Origin of the sequence: Tardiphaga sp. 20_F10_N6_6, assembly GCF_052076045.1 — a bacterium.
Lineage (GTDB): Bacteria > Pseudomonadota > Alphaproteobacteria > Rhizobiales > Xanthobacteraceae > Tardiphaga > Tardiphaga robiniae.
The window spans coordinates 6,261,441-6,286,781 of record NZ_CP197239.1 but is presented as its reverse complement, the minus strand read 5'-3'; the positions used below and the strand labels follow the sequence as shown (position 1 = coordinate 6,286,781).

Here is a 25,341-nt window from a genome sequence, read left to right as displayed (position 1 = left end):
GCGCGGCCCCATTCTTATGCGCCGCACCCGCCAGAAGTCTCTGCAGGGAGCGCGGCATCGCAAGGACCGTACCCATGGCCAAATCCTCGAAGACCTCCGCCACCACCCGCACCGAAACCGACAGCTTCGGTCCGATCGAGGTCGCAGCGGATCGTTATTGGGGAGCCCAAACGGAACGGTCGCGACAGAATTTCAAGATCGGTCACGATCGCATGCCGATGCCGATCATTCGCGCGCTCGGCATCGTCAAGCTGGCGGCGGCCGAAACCAATCGCGAACTCAAACTTCTCGAGCCCAAGCTTGCAAAGGCCATTGTGAGCGCAGCACGCGAAGTCATCGACGGGAAACTGGATGATCACTTCCCATTGGTCGTCTGGCAAACCGGCTCCGGCACGCAGACCAACATGAATCTCAACGAGGTCATTGCCAATCGTGCGAACGAGCTTCTTGGCGGTGAACGCGGCGCCAAGAAGCCAGTGCATCCCAATGACCATGTCAACATGAGTCAATCGTCCAACGATTCGTTTCCGACTGCGATGCACATTGCGGCAACGCAGGGTATTGTTGAGTACCTCATCCCCGCACTAAGCGAACTACATGCTGCGTTGCGCAAGAAGGAAAAAGCCTTCGCAAAGATCGTGAAGATCGGACGTACACATACACAAGACGCGACGCCTCTCACGCTCGGGCAGGAGTTTTCAGGCTATGCCGCACAGATCGAAAGCGGCATCAAACGCCTACGAAGCGTCGTGAAGGATCTCTACCCGCTCGCCCAAGGTGGAACTGCAGTCGGGACCGGCCTCAACTCCAAGCCTCGTTTTGCGAAGTTGTTCGCGAAGCACGCAGCAACAATTACCAAGCTGCCTTTCATCACTGCACCGAACAAATTCGAAGCACTCGCATCAAACGACGCCTATGTATTTGCACACGGTGCGATCAACTCAGTTGCAACTAGTCTATTTAAGATTGCAAACGACATCCGATTGCTCGGATCTGGCCCGCGTTCCGGACTTGGCGAATTGATACTTCCGGAGAACGAGCCTGGCTCATCGATCATGCCTGGAAAGGTAAATCCGACACAATGTGAAGCAATGACAATGGTATGCTGTCAGGTATTCGGTAACCACACGGCAATTACGGTGGCCGGCAGTCAGGGTCACTTCGAGCTCAATGTCTACAAGCCGGTGATGGCCCATTGCATGATGCAGTCCATCCAATTGATGGCAGACGTTGCGCGATCCTTCACAGAGCACTGCATCAACGGCATTCGCGCCGATGAAAAACGAATTCATGAGTTGATGGAACGATCACTGATGCTCGTGACTGCACTCGCACCGAAAATCGGTTACGATAACGCGGCGAAAGTAGCTAAGGTTGCTCATGCAAACGGAACGACATTGAAGGAGGAAGCGCTGCGGCTCGGTTTTGTTAGTGCAGCAGAGTTCGATCTTCTTGTTCAGCCGGCCAAAATGATACATCCTGGGTAAGCAAGAATATTTGCTCACAGCTTGTTGAGAATAACTCCAGAAGGAAATAGTTATAATTCATATCTGCTAAATGGTTAGAATGGTCGCATATCAGACGCGTTTTTCCTTGTGATACAGCAGAAGGTGATCTGGTTACGCTTCGTAGATGACTTCATTTTTCTGCGGAGCTTGTTTGGAACTACGGAGAATATTTTAGGATGGATACCGAAACCGAATTCACCCTCGTCTCGTACAACTACTGGATGGTGAAGACGACGTTTCCCACCCCATCATTTTTTAAAGACAGGAGCGATCATGGGTGACCTGATCAATCTCAATCGCTTCAAGAAGCGCACTGCACGAGAGGAATCGGCAAAACAAGCCGATATAAACCGTGCGCGCTTCGGACGAACTAAGTCAGAACGAACATTGCAGGAGCAGCGCACAGTCCGTGCGAACAACGTGCTGGATCAGCATCACATCGATGGCGAGGACGCATCATGAAATCGCCCGTAGTTAAGAGATCGATCGTTGTTGCGGGTCACAAGACCAGCGTGAGTCTCGAAGAGGCGTTCTGGAACGGCATGAAGGAGATTTCGAATCTTCGCGACATGACGCTTTCCGAGCTGGTTGGTGAGATCGACACAAACCGTCAACAGGGCAATTTGTCGTCCGCGATTCGGCTGTTCGTGCTCGATTACTTCCGTACACGTGCCGTTCCGCAACAGCGGATGCCGGAGCACAATCTCTCGGCGTAAACACAGCCGACCTTCAGCGAATCGCTTCGCCGTCGGTCGTGTTTGCTGAGTCATCGTCAGAACGTCGGCCGCGCTGAACTCGCGGTCGGCGGTGTCAGTACTAGCGGAGGCGCGGGCCTCGGCCTTGGTGCGCGCGCAGCACCGGGTGCCGGACGAACTTCAATGGGTGCTGGCAGCGGCGCAACCTGCTGACTCGCAACAGGCGGTGTCGCAGGACGAGGCGTAGCAGCCTTCGGTGCAAGACGGCGCGGATCGCGACCGGGAAGAAGCACATCGGAGGGCGCAGAGGCTGTCGGTGGATCGCTCGCAGGCGTCTGCGTGTCGACGGGCAGCGAGGCGGACGGCGGGGGAACGGCAACGGGCACAGCCGCCGGTGGCAACTCACCGCGTTCAAGCGAATCAAGCCGGCGCGTCTCGCGATCGATTGCGCGCACTGCGAGCCAGGATGATAACGCCGCCACATCTAGCGTGCGATCAAGCTTATCAGGCGTTCCCACCGCGAAGATCTGAACTTCCGGTCGAACGCTCGACGTCCCCGCGCTCGTGCCGGTCAATGTCGCGCGCATATCCACCTGGTCGGCAACGATATCGTAACCTCCTGACACGATGGCACGCCCTCCTTCGCCATCGAGCGTCGTCGCACCAACGCGCAGGCGGCTATCCTTGATACTGAACGGGACCTGCACCGAAGTTACGGACAATGCACCGCCGGTGATCGCTGTATCGACGATCTGACGCAACTTGACGTCATTCGTGGCCTGCCCAGAATCGCTGGCGCGAATGGCAATGTCAAAGGCACGTGGATCGAGGCCATTGATGCGCGCCCCGTCGATCGTCAGCAATCCACTGCCGGACAATGCGCCTTCCAGAGCCGAGGCACTCCGCCCCTGACTGGCCAGCGTCATCCGCAGCGACGTCTTGCCCCCGGGCATTGTCAGAGAGCGATAGCGCAACGCCGCTCCATCTACGCCGGAAAATTGCACACGGGCGCCAAGCGCATATCCGCTGATCGATGGCTTCAGATCGACATCGGCCGTGATCTCGCCGCCACCGACAGACCCTTTGATCGTATCGATCGTCAGGGCCTGGCCATCACTCTTCACAGTGCCACTGATGGGACGCAATTCAACACCGCCAGGCAATGTCCCGCGCAGCGCCTGAAAGGCCAACTGCCCGCGCCATCCCTGCAGCACACCATGCCCGAGCGGATCCGTGGCGTCGCGACCTCTCGTGCCCACAGCGAGACCAAAGGCCGGTCCAAGTTCGATCGCATCCATGCCGATCTGACCATCGATGGCTTTCTCGGCACCGAGCGTCAGCGCAATACGGCCGCGCACGCGCGAGCCAGCCAGTGTGCTGTCGATATCCTCCAACGTAACTTTGTCGCCGTTCAATGTGAGCCGCGATGACAGGCTGACATTCTGCGCGGCCGCATCCGACGGCTTGAGAGCGACCAGCGGCGCCAGATTGGCGCGACGTATCGCAAGCGCGAGCGATGCTTTCGGTGATCCCGCCCAAGGTTCTGCACTACCCTGAACATCGGCATCGACATCCGCGCCGGACAGTTTTGCCGTGACGCGCAGCGGCGCGCGCCATTGTCCTTTTGCCGATCCTTCGAAATTCACAACGGCGTCGCTTGCGGCGATCACGTTACTCAGGCCCAACAATGCGAGAAGTTGCCCGCCCTGCCCGGCCAATTTAGACTCGAGTGTCACATCGCTGCGCGACAGCTCATTGAGGTCGACGCCACGCATCGCCGCTAGGGGAGCAGATGCGGTCAACGTCGTCGTCCCCTTCACCTGCGCCGCATCGATATCGAATACGGCGCGCGCATTTGTGCGATCGGCGCGTTGTTGATCCTTTGCCAGATCGAGCGACAGTTTGACTCGAACCGCGCCGGGCGTCGCGGTCATGGCGCTGAGCCTCGCCGCAACAGACGGCGCCAGCGGCGTGAGCAAGTTGCTGATCTGACTCATCGATGCGGACGTGGCGTTGAGTGTCAGTCCGCCCGTGGCTTCCATGCGATCGAACGACGCGCGGCCGTCGAGCATCAGGCCGGTGGCTTCACCGACTTTGAAGCGATCGACCGAGATCGTCTTTGGGCTGTAGGCCAGTTGCGCCACGAACGGGCGCATCTCCTGCCCGGCTGACACAGCACGACCGATATCGAGTGACACCTGCCCTACATCTGGCCACTCGGCCTGCGGCTCGCCAAGCGATCGGATCAAAGCCACCGCTGCGTCGAGATCGAGCCGGTCGGCCTTCAGGTCGGCATCGAAGCGGGAGCCGCCAGCAGCCGAGGAATACGAATATGCAGCACGACCTTCGATCGTACCCCCGTCGATCTCCGCCTTCAGTGCCTCGATGGCCAAGCGATTGGACACCGAAGTGATATTGCCACGAATGCGTAGCGGCTTCTGATTGCGCAAGCCGACGTCTGTTCGGCCCTTGAGCCACGCAGCAAGCGTATCCGGATCGGACGACTCGACCGCGATCGCCCCCTTGAAGCCGCTCGATGCACCTGGCTGTGCTGCGCCGCCGCTCAACGTGACGCGGGTCGCGCCTGGCGCGCGAAACTCGAGACGATCGACCGTCCATGTTGCTGCATCGCTACGCAGGTCAGCGCCGATATTCTGCACAGGCTTTCCGCCGAGCATGATCTGCTCCACGCCAATCTCGATCTGTGTCGCGAAGGGCGCCATCGGCATGCTCGACAACACTCTGCGCAACGCCGGCAACGGCGTCACCGCATCGTTGGTCGCTTGATCCCTGGAGAGCAGCCGATCGGCATCGAGCTGCTTGGCCGACAGCACCGCATGCAGCAGTGGCGATGTGCCAAAGCGCATGTCAGCAAGACCAGCGAACCTGAAAGCGGTCTCTTCCGCGCCATAGCTGGCTTCAAGCGCTTCCATATGCGCAACGGCCGGATCGGCCTTGACCTTGGCGAAGACGCGCCACGGCGTTGACAGTTGATCGCCCGCGCCATTCGCCTTCAGGCCGGCCGGGCTTGCGAGAGTCAGTGCGCCGTCGAAGCGTGGCGTGCGATTGTCGAAGTTGAGTACGCCATCGAGATCGACGGACAAGGGCTTCTCGCCGGGGTCGACAGTGAAACGAACGCGCGTGCCGTTACCGTCACCTGTCGGGCCGGAGGACAAACGGAACGGATAGCGCGCGCCCGACAACAGGAAATTGCCATCGCCGCGCATGGCGCCGGCCGCCAATGAGCGAACATCGCCGCTGAAGGCGACGTCGTAGAGTTCGAGCGTGCTCTTGCTCGCAGCGTCGTGGAGTGCGACGCGACCGGTGACGTTCAACCGGTCTATCGCCAGCGCGCCAAGATTGAATGGCCCGGTGGAAGCCGGAAGTTCGATACGCCCCTGCGCATTGAGGCCGAGATCGACCGCGGCGCCGCCGATGGTGAGTTCTGTTGCGCGCCATTCGCCGCGCATCAACGAACTCAGGCTGAATTCCACATCGAGATTGTCTGCACGGATCCTGCCGAGATCGTTGGGACTGCCCACCGTGATCGACTGCAGCCGTAGCGACGGCGCCGGCAGCAGCCGCGCCTCCAGCCCGCCGCTGACGCGAACGGGCGCACCGACCACGCGCGTGGCTTCAGCCTCGAATTGCGGGCGGAACTGATTCCAGTCGACGAAATAGGGGCCGACCAGAGCAGCAACCAGCGCCAGGATAAATGCAATTGCCAGGCCGAGCAGTGTCGTCTGCACCGAATCTCCCCTCAAGCGCTCCGGCAGAATGTCCGCCTGCCTGCCAGGCAAAGTGCATTGCAGCACGTCACTGGGCAATACGCCTTACAGACGTTGCAGGGCCACGCAGAAATACGCGGGAACGCATCTATTTATAGAACCAACTGTGGCGAAGTCACAGCACGCAATACATGGCCAGATCGGCCATCCCTCGCCGTCCGCTTGCGGCAAATCGCCCGGCTTCGATTAAGTCGAAGCACCCTGCTCCAGCGGTTTTGCGGCGCCATGGGCGCGGTGCAAACGTCCGGCCACCGCCCTTACCTTGCCCGGCGACGCCATCCAGACCGCGAAGGTCGCGAGGAAGCTGACTGCGATTCCAAGGGCAAATGCAGGCGTATAGGTACCAAAGTGGTCGTGCAGGACACCTGTCACCAAGGGACCGGCGGCGCCGCCGGCCAGCGCGGCCAGCATGAGCGTGCCGAAAATGCTGCCAAAATGCTCGCCCTGGAAAATCTCGGAAACCACGGCGCCCATGATGGACGTCACGCCATAGCCCAGCAGGCCCTGCGAGATCACCATGACATAGACGAGCGCCAGACTCGGCACGGATTCCAGCGCAATCAGGGACGCAAAGCAGATTGCGAAACCGACACCGCTGACGGTCCAGATCCATTCGCGGCCGATGCGATCGGACAAATGGCCCAGAAATATCTGGCCGGGCACACCGAACAGACTGACCATACCGAGCGCCCAGGCGGCGACACCCGGCGTGAAGCCGATGTCGAGCAGATACTTGGTTTGATGGACCTGAACCGCGTACCAGGCATACAGCCCGCCGAACAGGCCGAGTGCGAGCCACCAGAACCGCGTCGTTCGTATGGCGCGTGCCAGCGTCCAGTCGATACTGGCCCAAACCGGATCAACCACATTGGATACATGTTTCGCCGACGAGGTCGGCGCCTGATCGCCATCCGGCAAGAGCCCCATGTCCTGCGGGCGTTTGCGCAACAACAAATTGATCGGCACGAGCACGACCAGCACCACGAGCCCGACCGCTGTGCAGGCGGTGCGCCAACCCGTCTGCTCGATCATCACCTGCACCCAGGGAAGCACGGTCACAGACCCGATGCCGACGCCGGCGAATGCGAGGCCGACCGCGAGGCCACGCTTGCGGCTGAACCAGTTCGGCAGAAACAGCGATTGTCCGGAATAGCCGAGGCAGACGCTGCCTGCGCCGACCAGAACGCCGATGGTCATGTACAAATGCCACGGCTGCGTCGTCAGCGGCGCCAGCAATAGGCCAGCAGCCATCAGCACGGTGCCAAGTTCCATGACGGCTCGCGGGCCGCCGCGATCCATCAGTCTGCCCATCAGCGGGCTCATGATCGCGGAAATCAGGAAGCCGAATGAAAAGGCACCGGCAGTGACGCCACGGTCCCAGCCGAATTCCTGGAGAATTGGCGGGAAGAACAGCGAGAACGATGTCCGCGCATTGACCCCGATGGCCATGGAAACGAACGTGACGGCGACGATGACCCAACCATAGAAAAACGGTAGCCGCATCGGATGATGCCTTTTTTATTGGACGCATTCTGCGTCAAAGCTTTTTGATTGCACCTTCCGTAACCGAAAAGCGCAATCCATGCTGGTATATAATTATATCTACAACTTTAAACTTTTTAAGAATAGTTAAGCATTGCCGCTGCTGCCGAATTTTCCCGTCCGCATTCGGCCTGACCGGATGCGGCAATCTGGCGTCACGCCTGCGGCAGGATTTTCCCGGGATTGAAGATATTGTCGGGATCGAGTGCCTTCTTGAGCGCCCGCATGGCGTCGAGCGCCTCACTGCCCAGTTCGGCCTGCATATACTTTTGCTTGCCTTGCCCGATGCCATGTTCACCCGTGCAGGTGCCCCCCATCGCCTGCGCCCGTTGAGCGAGGCGATGCATGAAGTCCTCCGCGCGGGCGACCTCGTTGGCATCGTTGCGATCGCAGACCATCGAGCAATGAAAGTTGCCATCGCCGACGTGACCGACGATGGGCGCCAACAGGCCGAGCCGCGCAAGATCCTCTTCCGTCGCAGCGACACATTCCGCGAGTTTGGAAATCGGCACACAGACGTCGGTGGCCGCGACGTCGGAACCCGGCCGCATGCTCTTCACCGACCAATAGGCATCGTGACGGGCCTGCCAGAGCTTGGTGCGATCTTCCGGCTTCGTCGTCCACGAGAAATCGCCACCGCCGCATTCCAGTGCGATCTCGTGAAAATTTCGCGACTGCTCGGCCACTTCGGCCTCGCTGCCATGAAATTCCAGCAGCAGCAGCGGCGTTTCCGGCAGCGTCAGCTTGGAATAGGAATTACAGGCACGAACCTGCGCCTCATTCAGCAGCTCAATCCTTGCAACGGGAATGCCGGTCTGAATCGCGAGAATCGTCGCCTGACAGGCACCTGCCACCGTAGCGAACGAACATGACGCGGCAGCCATGGTTTCAGGAATGCCACGCAGCTTGATGGTCAGCTCGCTGATGATGCCCAGCGTGCCTTCGGCGCCGACAAACAGATGCGTCAGGTCGTACCCCGCCGAAGATTTCTTCGCGCGGGTGCCAGTCTTGATGATCTCACCGTCGGCGCGCACGACCTTGAGCGCGAGCACATTGTCGCGCATCGTCCCGTAACGCACCGCGTTAGTGCCGGAGGCGCGCGTCGACGCCATGCCGCCAAGCGACGCATCGGCGCCGGGATCAATCGGGAAGAACAGGCCCTGATCGCGCAGATTTTCGTTGAGCGCCTTGCGGGTGACGCCGGGCTGAATCACGCAGTCGAGGTCTTCGCTGTGCACTTCCAGAATCTGGTTCATGTCGCGCATGTCGATGCAAATGCCGCCTGCCGGCGCATTGACCTGACCTTCCAGCGACGTGCCGGTGCCGAATGCGATCACCGGAACTTTGTTCGCTGCACAAATCCGGACTACGTCCTGGATATCCGCGGTTTCCTGCGCGAACACGACGCCATCCGGCGGCTGGTTGGCAAGCCATGTCGTGGTATGGCCATGCTGCTCGCGAACCGCCTGCGACGTCACCAGCCGATTGCCAAAACGCGCCGTCAGCGCTTCAAGCGCCGTGGCCAAGGCCTTCGGCTCCGGTCGTTTCAAATTGTTCGCAATGCTAGCCACAGCAGTCCCTCCGACGCGGCGGGACCGTGGCAAAGGTTGTATAACGGGTCAAGAGACGTGAGAGCGGGACAGGAATTACCGATGATTGAGCCAACCGACGATCTACTGCAACCCGTCCCTTTCCGGGCGCATGTCATGCAGATCGAACCGCAATGGATCGACTATAATGGCCATCTCAACATGGCCTATTACAACGTGCTGTTCGACCGGGCGATCGACGATCTATGGCTCAAGATCGGGATCGGTCCCGAATATATGAGGGCGCGCAACAACTCGACCTTCACGGCCGAATGCCATGTTCGCTATGTCAGGGAAATCCATCTCGGTGATCCCGCGCAGGTGTCGATCCTGGTTGTCGCTGCAGACGACAAGCGCATTCACACCTTCAAGGAGTTACGCCACGCCACCGAGGGATGGCTGTCGGCGACCTCAGAGAACATGACGCTCCACATGGACATGGCCGCCCGGAAGGTTGCGCCGTTTCCGCCTGATATCAGCGCCCGCGTGCAGGCGCTGGCCAAAGCACATCACTCCGCAGAGCGGCCGGAGGGCATCGGCCGATCGATCGGGATGCCCTCGAAGAAATAGCCGTCAGACGCGCGTGCGGCCGCGGACGAGGCCCACAACGGCCGAGATCAGGAACAGGACGATGGCGATGAAGAAGATCGCCTTGGCGATTTCGATGGAGGCGCCGGCGACACCACCGAAGCCGAGAACGCCGGCAATGAGAGCAATGACGAGGAAAGTAACGACCCAGCTGAACATGGCACAAACCTCAGTTTTTGGTGTTTGACGCGGCATTCGCCGTCGCGCTTGATGCTGAAACAAGCCGGAGCAAGAACGAAAGTTCCCGACCCACGTACCAGCCAGCATCACTGAAACGAGAGCGCTCCTGCGTGCCAACGGGCGTCAGATGAGCCCATGCGGGGATAAGTCTGTCGCCAGAAGCCTCTCGCTCCTATATGCCCTCCTATCCTGCTAAGAAGGCTCCCCTTTAAGGCCCCACGGTGCCAACGTGGGCGGAATACGATTCGCATGAGTGACGCACGCAAAATGCCCGCCAACGATCTCCCTGCCTACCAACCGGCGGCGGGCGGCATTGGCGCGCGTGCGCGCGCTGCTGCGGCGCCAGCGACACAGTATCTGAGCGGGCTCAATCCGGAGCAGCGCGACGCCGTCGAGACGCTCGACGGCCCTGTCCTGGTGCTCGCGGGTGCCGGCACCGGCAAGACCAAGGTTCTGACCTCGCGGATCGCCCACATCCTCAGCATGGGCCGTGCGCGGCCCGGTGAAATCCTGTCGGTGACCTTCACCAACAAGGCCGCGCGCGAGATGAAGCACCGGCTCGGCATCATGCTCGGCCAGGCGGTTGAAGGCATGCCGTGGCTCGGCACCTTCCACTCGATCGGTGGCCGCATCCTGCGCACCCATGCCGAACTGGTGCAGCTGAAATCCAACTTCACGGTGCTCGACACCGATGACCAGATCAGACTGCTCAAGCAGCTCCTGCAGGCTGACAATATTGACGACAAGCGCTGGCCGGCGCGAATGCTGGCCAACCTGATCGACGGCTGGAAGAACCGCGGACTGACGCCATCGCAGGTGCCGTCAGGCGAAGCCGCCGTGTTCGGCAATGGCAAGGGCGGCAAGCTCTATGCCGCCTATCAGGATCGGTTGAAGACCCTCAACGCCGCGGATTTCGGCGACCTCCTGCTGGAATGTATCCGGCTGTTCCGCGAGCATCCGGACGTGCTGAAACAGTATCAGCAGCGCTTCAAATATATCCTCGTCGACGAATATCAGGACACCAACGTCGCGCAGTATCTGTGGCTGCGGCTGCTGTCGCAGGCGCCGGGGCAGCGTGTGCTGCCGGAAGCGGACGCGCCATCGGCAGACAACAAACCGACCGCACCGCTCAAGAACATCTGCTGCGTCGGCGACGACGATCAGTCGATCTATGGCTGGCGCGGCGCCGAGGTCGACAACATCCTGCGCTTCGAACATGATTTTCCCGGCGCCAAGGTCGTCCGGCTGGAGCGCAACTATCGTTCGACCGGCCATATTCTCGCCGCGGCCTCGCATCTGATCGCGCATAACGAAGGCCGCCTCGGCAAGACGCTGCGCACCGAGGATGTCGATGGCGAGAAGGTCACCGTCACCGGCTCGTGGGATTCCGAGGAAGAAGCCCGCGCGATTGGCGAGGAGATCGAGCAGTTGCAGCGCGAGGGCAACAAGCTCAACGACATCGCGATCCTGGTGCGCGCCTCGTTCCAGATGCGCGAGTTTGAAGATCGCTTCGTTACGCTCGGCCTGCCCTATCGGGTCATTGGCGGCCCGCGCTTCTATGAGCGCGCCGAAATCCGCGACGCACTGGCCTATCTGCGCGTGATCAATTCGCCGGCCGACGATCTCGCCTTCGAGCGCATCGTCAATGTGCCCAAGCGCGGCCTCGGCGATGCCACCGTGCAGATGCTGCACGATCACGCACGTCGTCGCCGCATTCCGCTCTCTGAGGCTGCCCGTCAGGTCGTCGAGACCGACGAGATGAAGCCGAAGGCGCGTGGCAGCCTGCGCGACCTGATGATGAGCTTCGAGCGCTGGCGCAAGCAAAGCGAAGTCATCCCGCATACCGAACTCGCCGAGATCGTGCTCGACGAAAGCGGTTACACCGACATGTGGCAGAAGGACCGCTCCGCCGACGCTGCCGGCCGACTTGAAAACCTCAAGGAACTCGTGCGCTCGATGGAAGAGTTCGAGAACCTGCAGGGCTTCCTCGAACACATCTCGCTGGTGATGGACCGCGAAGGCGGCGCCGACGAGGATGCCGTGTCGGTGATGACACTGCATTCGGCCAAGGGGCTCGAATTCGACAACGTCTTTCTACCGGGCTGGGAAGAAGGCCTGTTCCCGCATCAGCGGGCACTCGACGATCAGGGCCGCGCCGGGCTCGAGGAAGAACGCCGCCTCGCCCATGTCGGCATCACCCGCGCGCGCCGCCGCGCCAAGCTCTATTTCGCGACCAACCGGCGCATTCACGGCACCTGGAACACGACGATGCCGTCGCGCTTCCTCGATGAATTGCCGGCGGCCAATGTCGAGATCACGGAATCAAAGGGCGGTTCGGGCTGGGGCGGCGCCGGAGGCTACGGCGCATCGCGCTTCGACAACGTGGAATCGTTCGGATCGAGCTATTCGACACCGGGCTGGCAGCGCGCGCAGGCCAACCGCTCGCGCGGCGGACAGGGCGGCAGCGGCTTCAGCGAAGGCCAGTCGCCTTTCGGCGGCTCTTCTTCATCGCGAAACAAGCGGCCGATGACTATCGAGGGCGAGTTGATCGCGAAGTCCACCGGCACGGAGTCCGACTTCACGCTGCAGGATCGCGTCTTCCACCAGAAGTTCGGCTACGGCAATGTGACCAAGATCGACGGCAACAAGCTCACCATCGTCTTCGAGAAGGCGGGGGAGAAGAAGGTCGTCGACAGTTTCGTGGAACGTGTCTGACAATGCCGGTCTATATTGCACTCATTCAGAAGGATGCCAGCGGCACCTTCAACGTCTCCTTTCCCGACCTGCCCGGCATCGTGACCGCCGGTGACACCCTCGATGAAGCCATCGAGGAAGCCGAGGAAACGCTCGAATACGCGGCCGGAGACTGGCGCAATCCGGACGGCTCGAGCGGCCTTCCGACGCCGCGCACCATCGAGCAATTAACCAGCGACCCTGCATTTGCCGATGCGGCCGACGGTGGCACGATTGTCGAGATCGACTACGAAGCCGCAGAATAGCCCTAAAATTGCCTGTTCCGCGATTGCGCCGGCGCATCTTCATTCCTATGTACGCACCCCGCGCCCGACAAAGCCGTTTCGGCTGCGCCGTTCGTGCGTCCCGGTATGACCGCCCGGTCCTCTGCCTTCCCCTTTTCGAACGATCATATCGCCGATGTCACCCATCATTTCCGTCTCCAATCTGACCAAGAGCTATGCCTCGGGCTTTACGGCCCTGAAGGGTATCGACCTCGATATTAACCGCGGCGAGATCTTCGCGCTGCTGGGGCCGAACGGCGCTGGCAAGACGACGATGATCAGCATCATCTGTGGCATCGCCAATGCCACCTCCGGCAAGGTCATGGTCGATGGTCACGACATCGCCCGGGACTATCGCGCCGCGCGGTCGCTGATCGGGCTGGTGCCGCAGGAACTGCACACCGACGCCTTCGAATCGGTTTGGGCCACGGTCAGTTTCAGCCGCGGCCTGTTCGGCAAACCGAAGAACCCGGCGCTGATCGAGAAAATCCTGAAAGACCTCTCGCTGTGGGACAAGAAGGATAACAAGATCATCACGCTGTCCGGCGGCATGAAGCGCCGCGTGATGATCGCCAAGGCGCTGTCGCACGAGCCGCAAATCCTGTTCCTCGACGAGCCCACCGCCGGCGTCGACGTCGAATTGCGCAAGGGCATGTGGGAAGTCGTGCGCACGCTGCGCGCTGCCGGCGTCACGGTCATCCTCACCACGCATTACATCGAAGAAGCCGAGGAGATGGCCGACCGCATCGGCGTCATCAACAAGGGCGAGATCATCCTGATCGAGGAAAAGACCAAGCTGATGGAGCAGCTCGGCAAGAAGCAGCTCAAGCTGTATCTGCAAGGCAAGGTCACGGAGATTCCAGCCAGCCTGGCTCACTACAACCTCGAACTGGCAGCGGACGGCCACCAGTTGATCTACAGCTACGACACCAAGAGCGAACGTACCGGGATCACCAGCCTGCTTGGCGATCTCCGTGAATCCGGCATCCGCTTCTCCGATCTCGACACCACGCAGAGCTCGCTCGAAGACATCTTCGTCAGCCTGGTGAGGAAGTAACATGAACTTCAGAGCTGTCCGCGCCATCTATCTGTTCGAAATGGCGCGCACCTGGCGCACCGTGCTGCAGAGCATCGTTTCGCCGGTGATTTCCACCTCGCTGTATTTCGTGGTGTTCGGCGCAGCCATTGGCTCGCGCATCACCTCGATCGAGGGCGTCAGCTACGGCACCTTCATCGTGCCTGGTCTCGTGATGCTGTCGGTATTAACACAGAGCATATCCAACGCGTCATTCGGTATCTACTTTCCGAAATTCACCGGCACGATCTATGAATTGCTGTCGGCGCCGGTATCTTACGTCGAAGTCGTGCTCGGCTATGTCGGTGCTGCTGCGACCAAGTCGATCCTGTTGGGCCTGATCATTCTGGCCACCGCCGGACTGTTCGTGCCGCTGCACATCCTGCATCCGTGGTGGATGCTGACCTTCCTGGTGCTCACGGCAGTTACGTTCAGCCTGTTCGGCTTCATCATCGGAATCTGGGCCGACGGCTTCGAGAAACTGCAGGCGATCCCGCTGCTGGTGGTGACGCCGCTAACCTTCCTGGGCGGTAGCTTCTACTCCGTCAGCATGCTGCCGTCGGGTTGGCGAACCGTCACGCTGCTCAATCCGGTCGTGTATCTGATCAGTGGCTTCCGCTGGAGCTTCTACGAAATCTCCGACGTCAGTGTCGGCTGGAGCATCGGCGTCACCTGCATGTTCCTGGTGATTTGCATGTTCGTCGTCTGGTGGATTTTCAAGACCGGCTACAAGCTGAAAAACTGAAATCGCTGATAATAAAAATGGCCCGGTTTGAACCGGGCCATTTTCATTTCAAATCAATGTCTGCTTAGCGATAGCAGCGGAATTTGCCATGGCGGTTGTAATAGCCGCGGCACTGTGTCCGTCGACCTTCTGGAATTCCAAGTACACCCTTCACGCCGCCCACGGCCGCGCCGACGCCGAGGCCAACTGCGCCACCGACCACACCGCCGACCGGTCCGGCGGCGCGATTGCCGTCACGGTAACCTTGGTTGGCCCCCTGCTCACCACCCCGGAATACGCCCTGCGCCTGCGCAAAATGCGGCATGGCGACCAGAGCCAGCACGCCCGCGGCGAACGCCAGGCGGGTCTTCATCGATGAACTGATCGGCAACACAGCGGTCTTAACGGTCATCTGGAGCTTCCCTCTGAGCGACGAGAATTCGCCGCTTGCGATTGTGGGAGGGCAACGCGCGACCTAGGAACCGGTTCCATCTGCCTTCATGAGAAGCTTCCTATCGCGCATCGTCGGGTCGGGCCGAGCCCTCTTTCGGCCCGGTCGCCGCCTTGGTGCCGCCTAGCCCAACATTAAGGATGCACGAAACTGTCACTGGCACGCGGGCCGCCCGATATGCATATTGGGTGCGGGACGGTAGGCGGTACAACAGGTTACGGCCCGGAGGCCAAGGTAAGATGCGTTCGTTTTATATGACCCTTGCGGGTCTCGCCGTTTTCGCCGCCACCAACACTGCGCAGGCCAAGATTGCCATTACCGTCGACAAGGATGCCCAGCAGCTGACCGTCGTTCAGGACGGCGTCGAGAAATATCGCTGGCCGGTCTCGTCAGGCATTCCATCCTACGAGACCCCGAATGGCAGCTTCCAGACATTCCGCATGGAGGAGGATCACTTCTCCAAGGAATTCGACGACGCGCCAATGCCCCATGCCATCTTCTTCACCAAGAAGGGCCACGCCATCCACGGCACCGATTCCGTGAACCGCCTGGGCTCGCCGGCCTCCCACGGCTGCGTTCGGCTGTCGCGCGAGAACGCCGCGACCTTGTTCGCCATGGTCAAGGCCGACGGGGTACTCAACACCACCGTCACGCTGACGGGCTCCTCACAGGTCGCCCTCGCCCGCAACCCGCGCCCGGCGAAGCCGTCTGCCGTCGCCCGCCGCGACATCGCACCCGCCACAACGTCGTATGACTCCGCCGGCAATCCTGTGGATCTCACTCCGCCGGCCGCGGCGCCGAACCGCCGCGTCGCGCGTCAGGTACAGCCGGCGGATGACGATCGTTACATCTATCCGGCCGATGGCAATGACGGTCAGCGTTATCCGGCCCCTCCCGGCTATCGCCGCATGACGGAAGCCGAGACCCAGCAGTATTACGCCAATCGTGGCTATTACAGCCGGCAATACCCGCCGCAGGCCTACGCACCGCGGCCGTATCAGCCGCGCGGCTTCTTCGGCGATTACTGAGCGAACCTGTGTGACGCGTTTTCCTGACGCGGGCCGGCGTCCACTTCGCTTGAAAACGCTTCAGTTATCCCCGTCCCGTAGCCGGCGCCACACGGCGCCGAGCACGTTGGAATAGTCATCGGTCCAGACCCGCTGATCGTCGTTCGCCTCGGTCAGGGCCCATTGCGATGATGTCGCGATGGAGCCGACATCGGCGGCGTCATGGGCCGAGATGACCACATTGGTCGAGAAGATATATTCGTTGTCGCGGCCGGAATCCTCCGAATAGACCCAGCTCTTCATGTCATTGGCATCGGCGATGCCGACCACGACGCTGGCGAGTTCAAGATGCCGGTTCGACACATGCATGACGACGGCGCCCTGCGGGGCGAGCTTTTCCTTGTAAATCTCCATCGCTTCCTCGGTCGCCAGATGGATCGGAATCGCGTCCGACGAATAGGCATCCACGATGATGAGGTCGTAGACGCCGTCAGGCTCTTTCGCAAAAGTCAGCCTTGCATCGCCGATCACCGGTTTAACGTCCGGTTCGCACTTCTGGATGTAGCTGAAATATTTCGGATCCCTTGCGGTATCGACCATCGACTGGTCGATCTCGAAGAACTTCCAGTCCTCGCCCGGCGCCGATGCACAGGTCAGCGACCCCGAACCGAGGCCGATCACTGCCACGCGCAGTGGCGCCCCCTTGCGGGCGCGCACCGCCGTGATCGCCTGCCCGATGCCGCCGTCCTTGTAATAATAGGAGATCGGCTCCGGCCGTCCGGTCACCGGCGTGCCATCGTCGTTGAGATACTTCTCTGCGCCGTGGATGGTCGTGCCGTGCATCAGCACGTGATACTGGCCGTTCGTCGTCACCACGATCTTGTGTACGCCGAAGAAGCTGCGCACGGTTTCTACCCGGCCATCGTCGGCCGGGTAGAAACGGATCAGCGCCAGAGCGAGGACAGTGATCGCCAGGAGCTTGAGCCGGTCAGCCCGCAGGATCGCCGCGATTATGCCGACAACGGCAACGGTGCTGACGACATAGACACGTTGGGTATCGATCCACGTGAACAGCTTGCCGGTTGTGTAGCTCGGCACGATCAATGCGATTGCGGCAACCACGAGCGCGATCCAGTACCAGCGCGCCCAGCCGGAATACCGCTCCGGCAATGACGGCCGGCACAGCACGGCAAATGCGATCAGGATCGGATATTCCGCGATCCATGAGAATGTGAACGGCGCGATCAACCCGGCGAACAGGCCACCGACCATGCCACCGAACGACAACGCTACATAGTAGCCCGTGAGATACCGAGCAGCCGGACGCTGCCGGGCCAATTCACCATGGCACGCCATGGCAATAATGAAGAAGCACAACAGATGACCACCGAGGGTCAGCAGCAGATTCTGTTCGCCGCCAACTGCGAGCAGGACAACCACGCCGGCAATCGCGAGAGGCTGCAACATCAGGACCCATGAGTGCGGCAGCAGCGGACGCGACTGGAACACCAGCACCCAGGTCAGCAGATAAAGCGACAGCGGCAGCACCCAGAGCAGCGGCGCCGCAGCGACGTCCGTCGAGATATGCGCGGTGACCGCGATCAGCAGGCCGGATGGGACAGCCGCGAGGAAGATCCAGCGTGCACGCAGCGCCCAGCTCGGCGCCGGCGCGTCGATGGCATCAGCCCCCGGTGCAGCGACGGCAACCGGCGGCGACTTCAGCAGCAACACGCCGCAGCCGGCGATCAGCAGGATCAGCAGGCCATAGCCGGACGTCCAGATCAGGTTCTGCGTGCGCAGCGAAAACATCGGCTCCAGCAGCACCGGATAGGTCAGCAGCGCGAGAAAGCTCCCGATATTCGACGACGCATAGAGAAAATACGGATCGTGGCCATTGGGATGGCCCGTGCGCACGAACCAGGCCTGCAGCAGCGGATTGTTCGCAGCGAGCGCGAAGAACGGCAGACCGATGGACACCCCGAACAGGCCGAGCAGCCAGAACGCATAGCCACTCTCCGGCGGCGTGCCCCAGCCCGATGCGATGGACAGCGGCAGCGTCAGCAGCGCAACAGCCAGCAACAGGAGATGAACGACGATCGGCACCAGCCGGCTTCGCAATTGCATCAGGTAATGGGCATAGGCATAGCCGCCGAGCAGCAGCGACTGGAAGAACACCATCGCCACCGACCACACCGCCGGCGACCCGCCGAGCCGCGGCAGCACCATCTTGGTGAACAGGGGCTGCACCGAGAACAACAGCAGCGCGCTGGTGAAGATCGCCGCGGTGTAAACCACCAGAAGGAGCCGATTGCGGGAGGCCGAGTTTGGGGCGGCGACGGGCTGCGACGAACTCATGAAGGCTCCAGCATATTGCGCGGCAGAAAAGCAAGAATCCGGCCGGTAGCCGGCGGGCGGGAATGGAGCATATGGCACCGTTTCGGGCAATGCGCGCTAACTATGGAACCACAATCGTGACGGGCGGCCTTGTGCCGCGCGCGCACCTCTTCGATAAAGAGGGCCCTATTTTCGTTTGACGCGTTTTCTTCATGCGAACCGGTCGCCACTTCGCACGAAAACGCTCTAGCAGGCTTTGTTGAAGCGGACATGTCAGACACCGACGTTTTGATCATCGGCGCCGGCCATAACGGCCTCACTTGCGCGGCCTATCTCGCCATGAGCGGGCTGCGCGTGAAGGTGGTCGAACGACGTTGCGTGGTTGGCGGCGCCGCGGTGACGCAGGAGTTTCACCCCGGCTTCCGCAATTCCGTCGCGGCCTACACTGTCAGCCTGCTCAACCCGCAGATCGCCTCTGATCTGAAGCTCGCCGAACACGGCCTGCGGATCGTCGAGCGCAAGGCGCAGAATTTCATTCCCGCACCGGACGGCAGCTATCTCCTGACAGGCGAAGGCCGCACGCAACAGTCGGTTGCCAAGCTCAACGCGCGCGATGCCGAGCGGATTGGTGCGTTCTCGCATGAGCTCGAAGTCATCGCCGATGTGCTCAGGGATTTCGTGCTGCGTTCACCGCCGAACGTCGTGCAAGGTTTCGGTCTCGGCGCGATCAGCGAAGCCATCAATGCGCTCGGCACCGCGAAGATTCTCAACGCACTGACCATCGAACAGCAGCGCGTATTGCTCGATCTGTTCACCTGCTCCGCCGGCGAGATGCTGGACGACGTGTTCGAGCATGATCTGGTGAAGGCATTGTTCGGCTTCGATGCCGTGGTCGGCAACTATGCTAGCCCCTATGCCGCCGGTTCGGCCTATGTGATGCTGCACCATGCCTTCGGCGAGGTGAACGGCAAGAAGGGCGTCTGGGGTCACGCCATCGGCGGCATGGGCGCAATCACGCAGGCCATGGCCGCCGCGGCACGCTCGCACGGCGTGCAGATCGAACTCGACAACGGCGTGCGCGAAGTCCTCGTGGAGAACGACAAGGTCGTCGGCGTCATCCTCGACAATGGCGAGAGCATCCGCGCGAAATATGTTGCCTCCAACGTCAATCCGAAGCTGCTGTATACACGGCTGATGCCGGCGGATGCGCTGCCCAAGCCGTTCCTCGATCGCATCCGCAACTGGCGCAACGGCTCCGGTACATTCCGCATGAATGTCGCGTTGAGCACCCTGCCCTCCTTCACCGCATTGCCGGGCAACGGCGATCATCTCTCGGCGGGCATTATCATCGCGCCGAGTCTCGCCTACATGGATCGCGCTTGGCTCGATGCTAAGCAACACGGCTGGAGCCGCCAGCCGATTGTCGAAGTACTGATCCCCTCCACTCTTGATGACAGCCTCAGCCCACCAGGCCAGCACGTCGCCAGTCTCTTTTGCCAGCATGTTGCGCCGACACTCCCGAACGGCACATCGTGGGATGACCATCGGAATGAGGTCGCGGGCCTGATGATCAAGACCGTCGATGACTATGCACCGGGCTTTGCCGCCAGCGTGATCGGCCGGCAGGCGCTGTCACCGCTCGATCTGGAACGCGACTTCGGCCTGCTCGGCGGCGACATCTTCCATGGCGCGCTCTCGCTGAACCAGCTGTTCTCGGCCCGCCCGATGCTCGGCCATGCGGATTATCGCGGGCCGCTGAAGGGGCTCTATCACTGCGGCTCCGGCGCGCATCCCGGCGGCGGCGTGACGGGCGCGCCTGGCCACAATGCGGCCAAGGCGATCCTCAGGGACCACCGGGCGCTGTTCGGCTAAGGACATCCTGTGGATAAGCCTGTGCACAGGCGGTGGATGAGTCCTGAAAAAGCCTGTGCGGAAGCTCAGGAGTACGGCGGTATAATCGGCTTATAACCTGTGCGCAGCCGCTGTATCGCCCCTGTATCCCCGCCGGTATAAACCCTGTACCAAGCGCGCCTAAGCTGTGCAGACCCTGTTCACGACGCCACCCGGACCCGCGATGACCACGCCCCAAGGAACCAGCCGCGCCACCTTTGCCGTCGGCGACGAATTCAGCGCCAAGCGCATCGTCGATCTCCTCACCGAGAGTTTCGAGGAAGGACAGGCCGCGATTGCTGCATTCGAGAGCCCCGAGGGCCGCTGGGACGTCACCGTCCATTTCGCCGATCCGCCGGACGAGGCGTCGATCCGCGAGCTCGTCAGCCTTGCCTCAGATGACACCGTGGCGGCGAGCATCGTGTTCGACAGCATCGAGGCCAAGGACTGGGTCAAGGAGAGCCTCAAGGGTCTGGTGCCAGTGCGCGCCGGCCGCTTCATCGTCCATGGCCAGCATGACCGAGACCAAGTACGGCCCAATCAACTCGGGATCGAGATCGAAGCCGCACTCGCTTTCGGCACCGGCCATCACGGTACTACGCGCGGCTGCCTCATCTATCTCGATTATGTGCTGCGTGCGAAAGCGCCGAAACGGATGCTCGATCTGGGGACCGGCACAGGCGTGCTGGCCATCGCTGCTGCGAAGGCCACGAAACGCCGCGTGCTCGCGACCGATATCGACCCAATGTCTGTGAAGGTGGCGCGCGAGAACATGCGGCTCAACGGCGTCGGCAATCTCGTCGATACCGTTTGCGCAACGGGCTTCTCCTCGCCGGCGTTTGGCGATCGCGCGCCGTTCGATCTGATCCTCGCGAACATCCTCGCCAATCCTCTGCGGGCGATGTCGACCGATATGAGCCGGCACCTCACGCGCAATGGCATGGTGATCCTATCCGGCCTGTTGCCGCATCAGGCGATGAGCGTGATCGCCGCCTATCGCGCCCGCGGGCTGGTGCTCCGCAAGCATCAGATCGTTGAGGGCTGGAGCAGCCTGTTGATGCAGCGCGCAGGCTGATACGCCACTCGTCATTTTCCGAACTCCGGAATAATGACGGGCGATCTGGCTAAAGCTGACGGCTGATTTTGCTACTTCGGGGGCGGCACGTCGCGGCGACGAAGCACTGCATTTTCCAGCCGCTCGACGCGCGTCACGCGGGCTTCGACGAAACGGCCCAGAATCTGGATGATACCGCTGCGTTGATTTGGCTGACTGGGCGGAGTTTGGGTGGACTGCACCTGGGTAGGCTGGGAATGGCCAAGCGTGGGGGGTGGCGAAATTTTCTCGAACGTAAAAGCAGGCATTGTGTATCCCCTCTTCGTTGAGTTGAGACACTCTGAATGGCCAAGCATCGCACCGACAACACGAGCCGGGGGACGTTGTTCCATCCGGTTGAACACAACCATCAGATTTCAAGCATAACTTGTGCCAAATCTGCGCAACCCTGCCCCTCGATTGCAGGCCTGACAGCGCACCCATAGGATGATCCCGCGATGTTCGAAGCCCATTTCCAGACGTTCGAAGAGCCCGAAAGCGGCGTGGCGCTGACTGCGCGGCTGGCCGCATTTCGCGAGGAATTGTTGCGCCGGAAACTGACAGGCTTCGTGATTCCCCGCGCCGATCAGCAGCAGAACGAATATGTGCCGCCCTCCGACGAGCGGCTGGCCTGGCTCACCGGCTTCACCGGATCGGCTGGCATGGCGATCGTGCTGTTGCAGGACGCCGCCGTGTTCGTGGATGGCCGGTATACGCTGCAGGCGGCCAAACAAGTCGATGTGAATGCGTGGAGCATCCAGTCGCTGGTCGAGCCGCCGCCGGAGAGCTGGCTTACGGATCACCTGAAGCCCGAAAACCGCCTCGGATTTGATCCATGGCTGCACACTTCTGCGGCAGCCGAGAGGCTGGCAGCGGCCTGCGCCAAGGCCGGCGCCGAACTGGTGGCGGTCGACAGCAATCCGCTCGATTCGGTGTGGGCCGAGCGCCCGGCGCCGCCGCTCGGCGCGGTATCGATTCACCCGCTCAACTATGCCGGCGTTTCCGAAGCCGACAAGCTCGCCCAGATCCGCGGCGAGATGGAGCGTCTGCGTGTCGATGCGCTGGTGCTGTCGGATTCCCATGCGGTGGCCTGGGCCTTCAACATCCGCGGCGCGGACGTCTCCCATACGCCGCTGCCGCTGTCCTATGCGCTGGTACCGAAACACGGCCGCCCGCAGATTTTCATCGACCACCGCAAGCTCTCCAACAGCACGCGCAACCATCTGGAAGTCTCGGCCGATGTGCAGGAGCCGGATGCGCTGACTGCGACGCTGAGCGATCTCGCCGGCTCCGGCGCATCCATCGCACTCGACAATGCGACCGCCGCCGATGCGCTGAGCCGGCTGATCACGTCTAGTGGCGGCAAGCCCGTGCGCGGCAATGATCCCATCGCTCTGCTCAAGGCAGTGAAGAATCCCGTCGAGATCAAGGGCACACAGACCGCGCATCGCCGCGACGCCGTGGCGCTGGCACGGTTTCTCGCCTGGATCGACCGCGAGGCACCGAAGGGCAAGCTCACCGAAATCGACACCGTCGAGGCGCTGGAGACCTTCCGCCGCCAGACCGGCGCGCTGAAGGATGTCTCGTTTCCGACCATCGCCGGCACCGGGCCGAACGGCGCCATCGTGCATTACCGCGTCACCCGCAAGACCAATCGCCGTATCGCGCTCGGCGATCTGCTGCTGATCGATTCCGGCGCGCAATATGAAGACGGCACCACCGACGTCACCCGCACCATTGCGATCGGCGAGCCGACCGACGAGATGCGCGACCGCTTCACCCGCGTATTGCGCGGCCATATCGCCATTGCGCGCGCGGCGTTTCCCGACGGCACCACCGGCGCGCAGCTCGATACGCTGGCGCGGCAGTTTCTGTGGCATGCCGGCCTCGACTTCGCCCACGGTACCGGCCACGGCGTTGGCAGCTATCTGTCGGTGCATGAAGGCCCGGCGCGGATCTCCAAGCTCGGCACCACGCCGCTCAAGCGCGGCATGATCCTCTCCAATGAGCCCGGCTACTACAAGACCGACGCCTTCGGCATTCGCATCGAGAATCTCGAACTGGTGGTCGAAGCCCATATCGAGGGCGCCGAACTGCCGATGAATGAATTCGAGACGCTGACGCTGGCGCCGATCGATCGCCGGCTAATTAATACCCATCGCATCAGCAAGCGCGAACTCAAATGGATCAACGACTATCACGCCCGCGTTCGCCGCGAGGTGATGCCGCTGCTCGACGATGAAGCGACGCGCGTCTGGCTGGAAGCGGCGACAGAGCCGCTGACGCAGCCGCAATAGCGAGAGAACAGCCACCACGTGAATTACAGCCCGCCTTTTCCAAAAGTCGACGCCGTCGACCTCTCCAAATCGCGGGTAATGCTGCTGTTGCTCGTGGTGATGACCGGCATCGCGCCGATCTCGCTCTATATGCTGGTGCCGGCGCTGCCCGAACTCGCGCGCACCTTCGGTGCCGACATCTCCATCGCGCAGATGACGGTGTCGCTCTACATGGTCGGCCTCGCCTTCTCGCAACTGATCATGGGACCTCTGTCGGACAAGTTCGGCCGGCGTCCGGTGCTGCTTGCCGGTCTCGGCCTGATGGTAATCGCCGGCATCGGCAGCAGCTTTGCGCTCACATTGCCGCAGTTGATCGCCGCGCGGTTCTTTCAGGCGCTCGGCGGCGCAACAGGCATGGTGATGAGCCGCGCCATCATCAGGGATCTCTATCCGCGCGAACGCGTCGGCGCGATGATCAGTCTCGTCATCGCGGTGATGATGATCGCGCAGATGCTGAGCCCGCTGGCCGGCGGTCTCTTGGAAACCGGCTTCGGCTGGCGCGCGATCTTCTATGTGGTCACCGCGTCTTCGCTGGTCGTGACGCTCGCGATCGCATTCTTTCTCCCCGAGACCAGACGGCGCGCCGCCAGTGACGTGAGCGGCGGCGGCTTCATCGCCGACTCGCGGGTGCTGCTGCGCAGCCGGACGTTTATCGGCTATCTCCTCTGTTACGTCGTGGCATCCTGGATCATCTTCACCTTTGCCGGCGGCGGTCCCTATGTGGTGGTCACGCAGATGGGCCGCACATCGGCCGAATATGGCGCGTGGTTCGCGACATCGGGTCTTGCTTATCTCGTCGGCAATCTCTGCTGCGTCCGCTTTGCGCCGCGCCGGACCATCGAACAACTAATCTGGTTCGGCCTCGCGCTGCAATTCGGCGGCGCCATGCTCAACGTGGTCTGGGGCCTCACCGGGCTGAACCAGAATCCGGCCTGGCTGTTCCTCACCCATATGATCGTGATGTTCGGCAATGCCTTCGTGATGTCGAACGGCGCTGCCGGCGCCCTCAGCATTCGGCCGCAGGCCGCGGGCACGGCATCGGGCATGATGGGCTTCCTGCAGATGGGATTGGGCTCGCTGTGCTCGCAATTCGGCGCCTGGCTCGGCGGCCATTTCGCAACGCCGGTGCCGCTCAACATTGCGCTCGTCGTGCTGTCCTGCGGCTGCGCAGCCGCGATGATCTTTCTGGTCCCCCGCCGCAAGACCGTGGTGACGGAAGAACTGATCGAGCAGGCCGAAGGCGAAGAGAGCGGGTTGTTGTAGGAGCGCTTTTCTCTCCACGTCATGGCCGGACAGCGCGAAGCGAGCTTCGCTAGATGTTCCGGCCATCCACGTCTTCCTTTGTCGCGAAGGCGTGGATACGCGGGACAAGCCCGCGCATGACGACTGAGTATGTCGTGATCACGGAGCGCCACGTCTCTCCTGATTCAACTGTCAAACAGCCACTGCTCTTCAGACATGCGTCATCGCCCCCATTATTTGCGGCGCGGGGGCGCCGTCGTCTGTCGCATTCCCTGCCCCCTG

The 25,341-nt window shown here is 61.5% G+C and carries 20 protein-coding genes; 13 read left to right on the top strand and 7 right to left on the bottom strand.

Annotated features, from left to right (window positions below; translation table 11 throughout):
- Nucleotides 1-74: 74 nt before the first annotated feature.
- The 3 genes from fumC to AB7813_RS29950 all read left to right on the top strand — a co-directional run bounded on the left by fumC (nucleotide 75) and on the right by AB7813_RS29950 (nucleotide 2,224).
- On the top strand, nucleotides 75-1,487 hold the full coding sequence (gene fumC / locus AB7813_RS29960) for a class II fumarate hydratase (protein ID WP_175367164.1): 1,413 nt from the start codon (nucleotides 75-77) through the stop codon (nucleotides 1,485-1,487).
- Between the two features lie 294 nt (nucleotides 1,488-1,781).
- A complete protein-coding gene (locus AB7813_RS29955; RefSeq protein ID WP_068734044.1) occupies nucleotides 1,782-1,970 on the top strand; it encodes a DUF4169 family protein in 189 nt (62 codons plus the stop codon).
- Nucleotides 1,967-2,224, top strand: coding sequence for a ribbon-helix-helix domain-containing protein (locus tag AB7813_RS29950; protein ID WP_068734045.1), 258 nt, complete (start codon nucleotides 1,967-1,969; stop codon nucleotides 2,222-2,224). The genes AB7813_RS29955 and AB7813_RS29950 overlap by 4 nt, the downstream gene beginning before the upstream one ends.
- Nucleotides 2,225-2,280: 56 nt before the next feature.
- Here AB7813_RS29950 and AB7813_RS29945 read toward each other — a convergent pair whose 3' ends face one another.
- The 3 genes from AB7813_RS29945 to AB7813_RS29935 form a co-directional block, all read right to left on the bottom strand.
- Complete coding sequence (locus tag AB7813_RS29945; protein WP_439063357.1) at nucleotides 2,281-5,952, bottom strand: AsmA family protein; 3,672 nt, start codon at nucleotides 5,950-5,952, stop codon at nucleotides 2,281-2,283.
- Nucleotides 5,953-6,177: 225 nt separating this feature from the next.
- Entirely contained in the window at nucleotides 6,178-7,494 is a 1,317-nt protein-coding gene (locus AB7813_RS29940) for an MFS transporter (protein WP_439063356.1), read from the bottom strand.
- Nucleotides 7,495-7,688: 194 nt separating this feature from the next.
- Nucleotides 7,689-9,104 (bottom strand): FAD-binding oxidoreductase, encoded by a 1,416-nt coding sequence (locus AB7813_RS29935; protein ID WP_439083768.1) that lies wholly within the window; start codon nucleotides 9,102-9,104, stop codon nucleotides 7,689-7,691.
- 81 nt (nucleotides 9,105-9,185) lie between these two features.
- On the opposite strand from AB7813_RS29935, the gene AB7813_RS29930 reads away from it, so the two are divergent.
- Nucleotides 9,186-9,692 carry a thioesterase family protein gene (locus tag AB7813_RS29930; RefSeq protein WP_439083769.1) on the top strand — a complete coding sequence of 169 codons (507 nt, stop codon included), beginning with the start codon at nucleotides 9,186-9,188 and terminating at the stop codon, nucleotides 9,690-9,692.
- A 3-nt stretch (nucleotides 9,693-9,695) separates the two neighbouring features.
- On the opposite strand, the gene AB7813_RS29925 is transcribed toward AB7813_RS29930, so the two are convergent.
- Nucleotides 9,696-9,869: a DUF1328 domain-containing protein gene (locus tag AB7813_RS29925; RefSeq protein ID WP_089268250.1), complete on the bottom strand. Its 174-nt coding sequence runs from the start codon at nucleotides 9,867-9,869 to the stop codon at nucleotides 9,696-9,698.
- Nucleotides 9,870-10,139: 270 nt separating this feature from the next.
- Between AB7813_RS29925 and AB7813_RS29920 the strand changes: the two genes are divergently transcribed.
- The 4 genes from AB7813_RS29920 to AB7813_RS29905 all read left to right on the top strand — a co-directional run bounded on the left by AB7813_RS29920 (nucleotide 10,140) and on the right by AB7813_RS29905 (nucleotide 14,727).
- Nucleotides 10,140-12,605: an ATP-dependent helicase gene (locus AB7813_RS29920; protein ID WP_439083770.1), complete on the top strand. Its 2,466-nt coding sequence runs from the start codon at nucleotides 10,140-10,142 to the stop codon at nucleotides 12,603-12,605.
- A 2-nt stretch (nucleotides 12,606-12,607) separates the two neighbouring features.
- Nucleotides 12,608-12,889: a type II toxin-antitoxin system HicB family antitoxin gene (locus tag AB7813_RS29915; RefSeq protein ID WP_089268248.1), complete on the top strand. Its 282-nt coding sequence runs from the start codon at nucleotides 12,608-12,610 to the stop codon at nucleotides 12,887-12,889.
- 154 nt (nucleotides 12,890-13,043) lie between these two features.
- The gene (locus tag AB7813_RS29910) at nucleotides 13,044-13,964 is read left to right on the top strand and encodes an ABC transporter ATP-binding protein (RefSeq protein WP_089268247.1); all 921 of its coding nucleotides are present in this window, start codon (nucleotides 13,044-13,046) and stop codon (nucleotides 13,962-13,964) included.
- Between the two features lies 1 nt (nucleotide 13,965).
- Nucleotides 13,966-14,727 carry an ABC transporter permease gene (locus AB7813_RS29905; protein ID WP_068734061.1) on the top strand — a complete coding sequence of 254 codons (762 nt, stop codon included), beginning with the start codon at nucleotides 13,966-13,968 and terminating at the stop codon, nucleotides 14,725-14,727.
- 64 nt (nucleotides 14,728-14,791) lie between these two features.
- On the opposite strand, the gene AB7813_RS29900 is transcribed toward AB7813_RS29905, so the two are convergent.
- Nucleotides 14,792-15,118 (bottom strand): hypothetical protein, encoded by a 327-nt coding sequence (locus AB7813_RS29900; protein ID WP_089268246.1) that lies wholly within the window; start codon nucleotides 15,116-15,118, stop codon nucleotides 14,792-14,794.
- A gap of 278 nt (nucleotides 15,119-15,396) precedes the next feature.
- Between AB7813_RS29900 and AB7813_RS29895 the strand changes: the two genes are divergently transcribed.
- Nucleotides 15,397-16,185: a L,D-transpeptidase family protein gene (locus AB7813_RS29895; protein ID WP_439083771.1), complete on the top strand. Its 789-nt coding sequence runs from the start codon at nucleotides 15,397-15,399 to the stop codon at nucleotides 16,183-16,185.
- A gap of 60 nt (nucleotides 16,186-16,245) precedes the next feature.
- Here the strand turns inward: AB7813_RS29895 and AB7813_RS29890 are convergent, their stop codons facing one another.
- Entirely contained in the window at nucleotides 16,246-18,519 is a 2,274-nt protein-coding gene (locus tag AB7813_RS29890; RefSeq protein ID WP_439083772.1) for a spermidine synthase, read from the bottom strand.
- A 249-nt stretch (nucleotides 18,520-18,768) separates the two neighbouring features.
- Between AB7813_RS29890 and AB7813_RS29885 the strand changes: the two genes are divergently transcribed.
- Together AB7813_RS29885 and AB7813_RS29880 are read left to right on the top strand one after the other, a co-directional pair.
- Nucleotides 18,769-20,370 (top strand): phytoene desaturase family protein, encoded by a 1,602-nt coding sequence (locus tag AB7813_RS29885; RefSeq protein WP_439083773.1) that lies wholly within the window; start codon nucleotides 18,769-18,771, stop codon nucleotides 20,368-20,370.
- Nucleotides 20,371-20,572: 202 nt separating this feature from the next.
- Nucleotides 20,573-21,463: a 50S ribosomal protein L11 methyltransferase gene (locus AB7813_RS29880; RefSeq protein WP_439070827.1), complete on the top strand. Its 891-nt coding sequence runs from the start codon at nucleotides 20,573-20,575 to the stop codon at nucleotides 21,461-21,463.
- 71 nt (nucleotides 21,464-21,534) lie between these two features.
- On the opposite strand, the gene AB7813_RS29875 is transcribed toward AB7813_RS29880, so the two are convergent.
- The gene (locus tag AB7813_RS29875) at nucleotides 21,535-21,750 is read right to left on the bottom strand and encodes a hypothetical protein (protein WP_439057694.1); all 216 of its coding nucleotides are present in this window, start codon (nucleotides 21,748-21,750) and stop codon (nucleotides 21,535-21,537) included.
- A 189-nt stretch (nucleotides 21,751-21,939) separates the two neighbouring features.
- On the opposite strand from AB7813_RS29875, the gene AB7813_RS29870 reads away from it, so the two are divergent.
- Both AB7813_RS29870 and AB7813_RS29865 read left to right on the top strand, forming a co-directional pair.
- Nucleotides 21,940-23,778: an aminopeptidase P family protein gene (locus tag AB7813_RS29870; protein WP_439063350.1), complete on the top strand. Its 1,839-nt coding sequence runs from the start codon at nucleotides 21,940-21,942 to the stop codon at nucleotides 23,776-23,778.
- A gap of 78 nt (nucleotides 23,779-23,856) precedes the next feature.
- Complete coding sequence (locus tag AB7813_RS29865; protein ID WP_439064600.1) at nucleotides 23,857-25,080, top strand: multidrug effflux MFS transporter; 1,224 nt, start codon at nucleotides 23,857-23,859, stop codon at nucleotides 25,078-25,080.
- Nucleotides 25,081-25,341: the final 261 nt, after the last annotated feature.

Excerpts from the sequence above, each read along its gene's own strand:
- fumC (WP_175367164.1), top strand. The coding sequence starts at position 75 with ATGGCCAAATCCTCGAAGACCTCCGCCACCACCCGCACCGAAACCGAC.
- AB7813_RS29955 (WP_068734044.1), top strand. The coding sequence starts at position 1,782 with ATGGGTGACCTGATCAATCTCAATCGCTTCAAGAAGCGCACTGCACGA.
- AB7813_RS29950 (WP_068734045.1), top strand. The coding sequence starts at position 1,967 with ATGAAATCGCCCGTAGTTAAGAGATCGATCGTTGTTGCGGGTCACAAG.
- AB7813_RS29940 (WP_439063356.1), bottom strand. The coding sequence starts at position 7,494 with ATGCGGCTACCGTTTTTCTATGGTTGGGTCATCGTCGCCGTCACGTTC.
- AB7813_RS29930 (WP_439083769.1), top strand. The coding sequence starts at position 9,186 with ATGATTGAGCCAACCGACGATCTACTGCAACCCGTCCCTTTCCGGGCG.
- AB7813_RS29925 (WP_089268250.1), bottom strand. The coding sequence starts at position 9,869 with ATGTTCAGCTGGGTCGTTACTTTCCTCGTCATTGCTCTCATTGCCGGC.
- AB7813_RS29920 (WP_439083770.1), top strand. The coding sequence starts at position 10,140 with ATGAGTGACGCACGCAAAATGCCCGCCAACGATCTCCCTGCCTACCAA.
- AB7813_RS29915 (WP_089268248.1), top strand. The coding sequence starts at position 12,608 with ATGCCGGTCTATATTGCACTCATTCAGAAGGATGCCAGCGGCACCTTC.
- AB7813_RS29910 (WP_089268247.1), top strand. The coding sequence starts at position 13,044 with ATGTCACCCATCATTTCCGTCTCCAATCTGACCAAGAGCTATGCCTCG.
- AB7813_RS29905 (WP_068734061.1), top strand. The coding sequence starts at position 13,966 with ATGAACTTCAGAGCTGTCCGCGCCATCTATCTGTTCGAAATGGCGCGC.
- AB7813_RS29900 (WP_089268246.1), bottom strand. The coding sequence starts at position 15,118 with ATGACCGTTAAGACCGCTGTGTTGCCGATCAGTTCATCGATGAAGACC.
- AB7813_RS29895 (WP_439083771.1), top strand. The coding sequence starts at position 15,397 with ATGCGTTCGTTTTATATGACCCTTGCGGGTCTCGCCGTTTTCGCCGCC.
- AB7813_RS29890 (WP_439083772.1), bottom strand. The coding sequence starts at position 18,519 with ATGAGTTCGTCGCAGCCCGTCGCCGCCCCAAACTCGGCCTCCCGCAAT.
- AB7813_RS29885 (WP_439083773.1), top strand. The coding sequence starts at position 18,769 with ATGTCAGACACCGACGTTTTGATCATCGGCGCCGGCCATAACGGCCTC.
- AB7813_RS29880 (WP_439070827.1), top strand. The coding sequence starts at position 20,573 with ATGACCACGCCCCAAGGAACCAGCCGCGCCACCTTTGCCGTCGGCGAC.
- AB7813_RS29875 (WP_439057694.1), bottom strand. The coding sequence starts at position 21,750 with ATGCCTGCTTTTACGTTCGAGAAAATTTCGCCACCCCCCACGCTTGGC.
- AB7813_RS29870 (WP_439063350.1), top strand. The coding sequence starts at position 21,940 with ATGTTCGAAGCCCATTTCCAGACGTTCGAAGAGCCCGAAAGCGGCGTG.
- AB7813_RS29865 (WP_439064600.1), top strand. The coding sequence starts at position 23,857 with ATGCTGCTGTTGCTCGTGGTGATGACCGGCATCGCGCCGATCTCGCTC.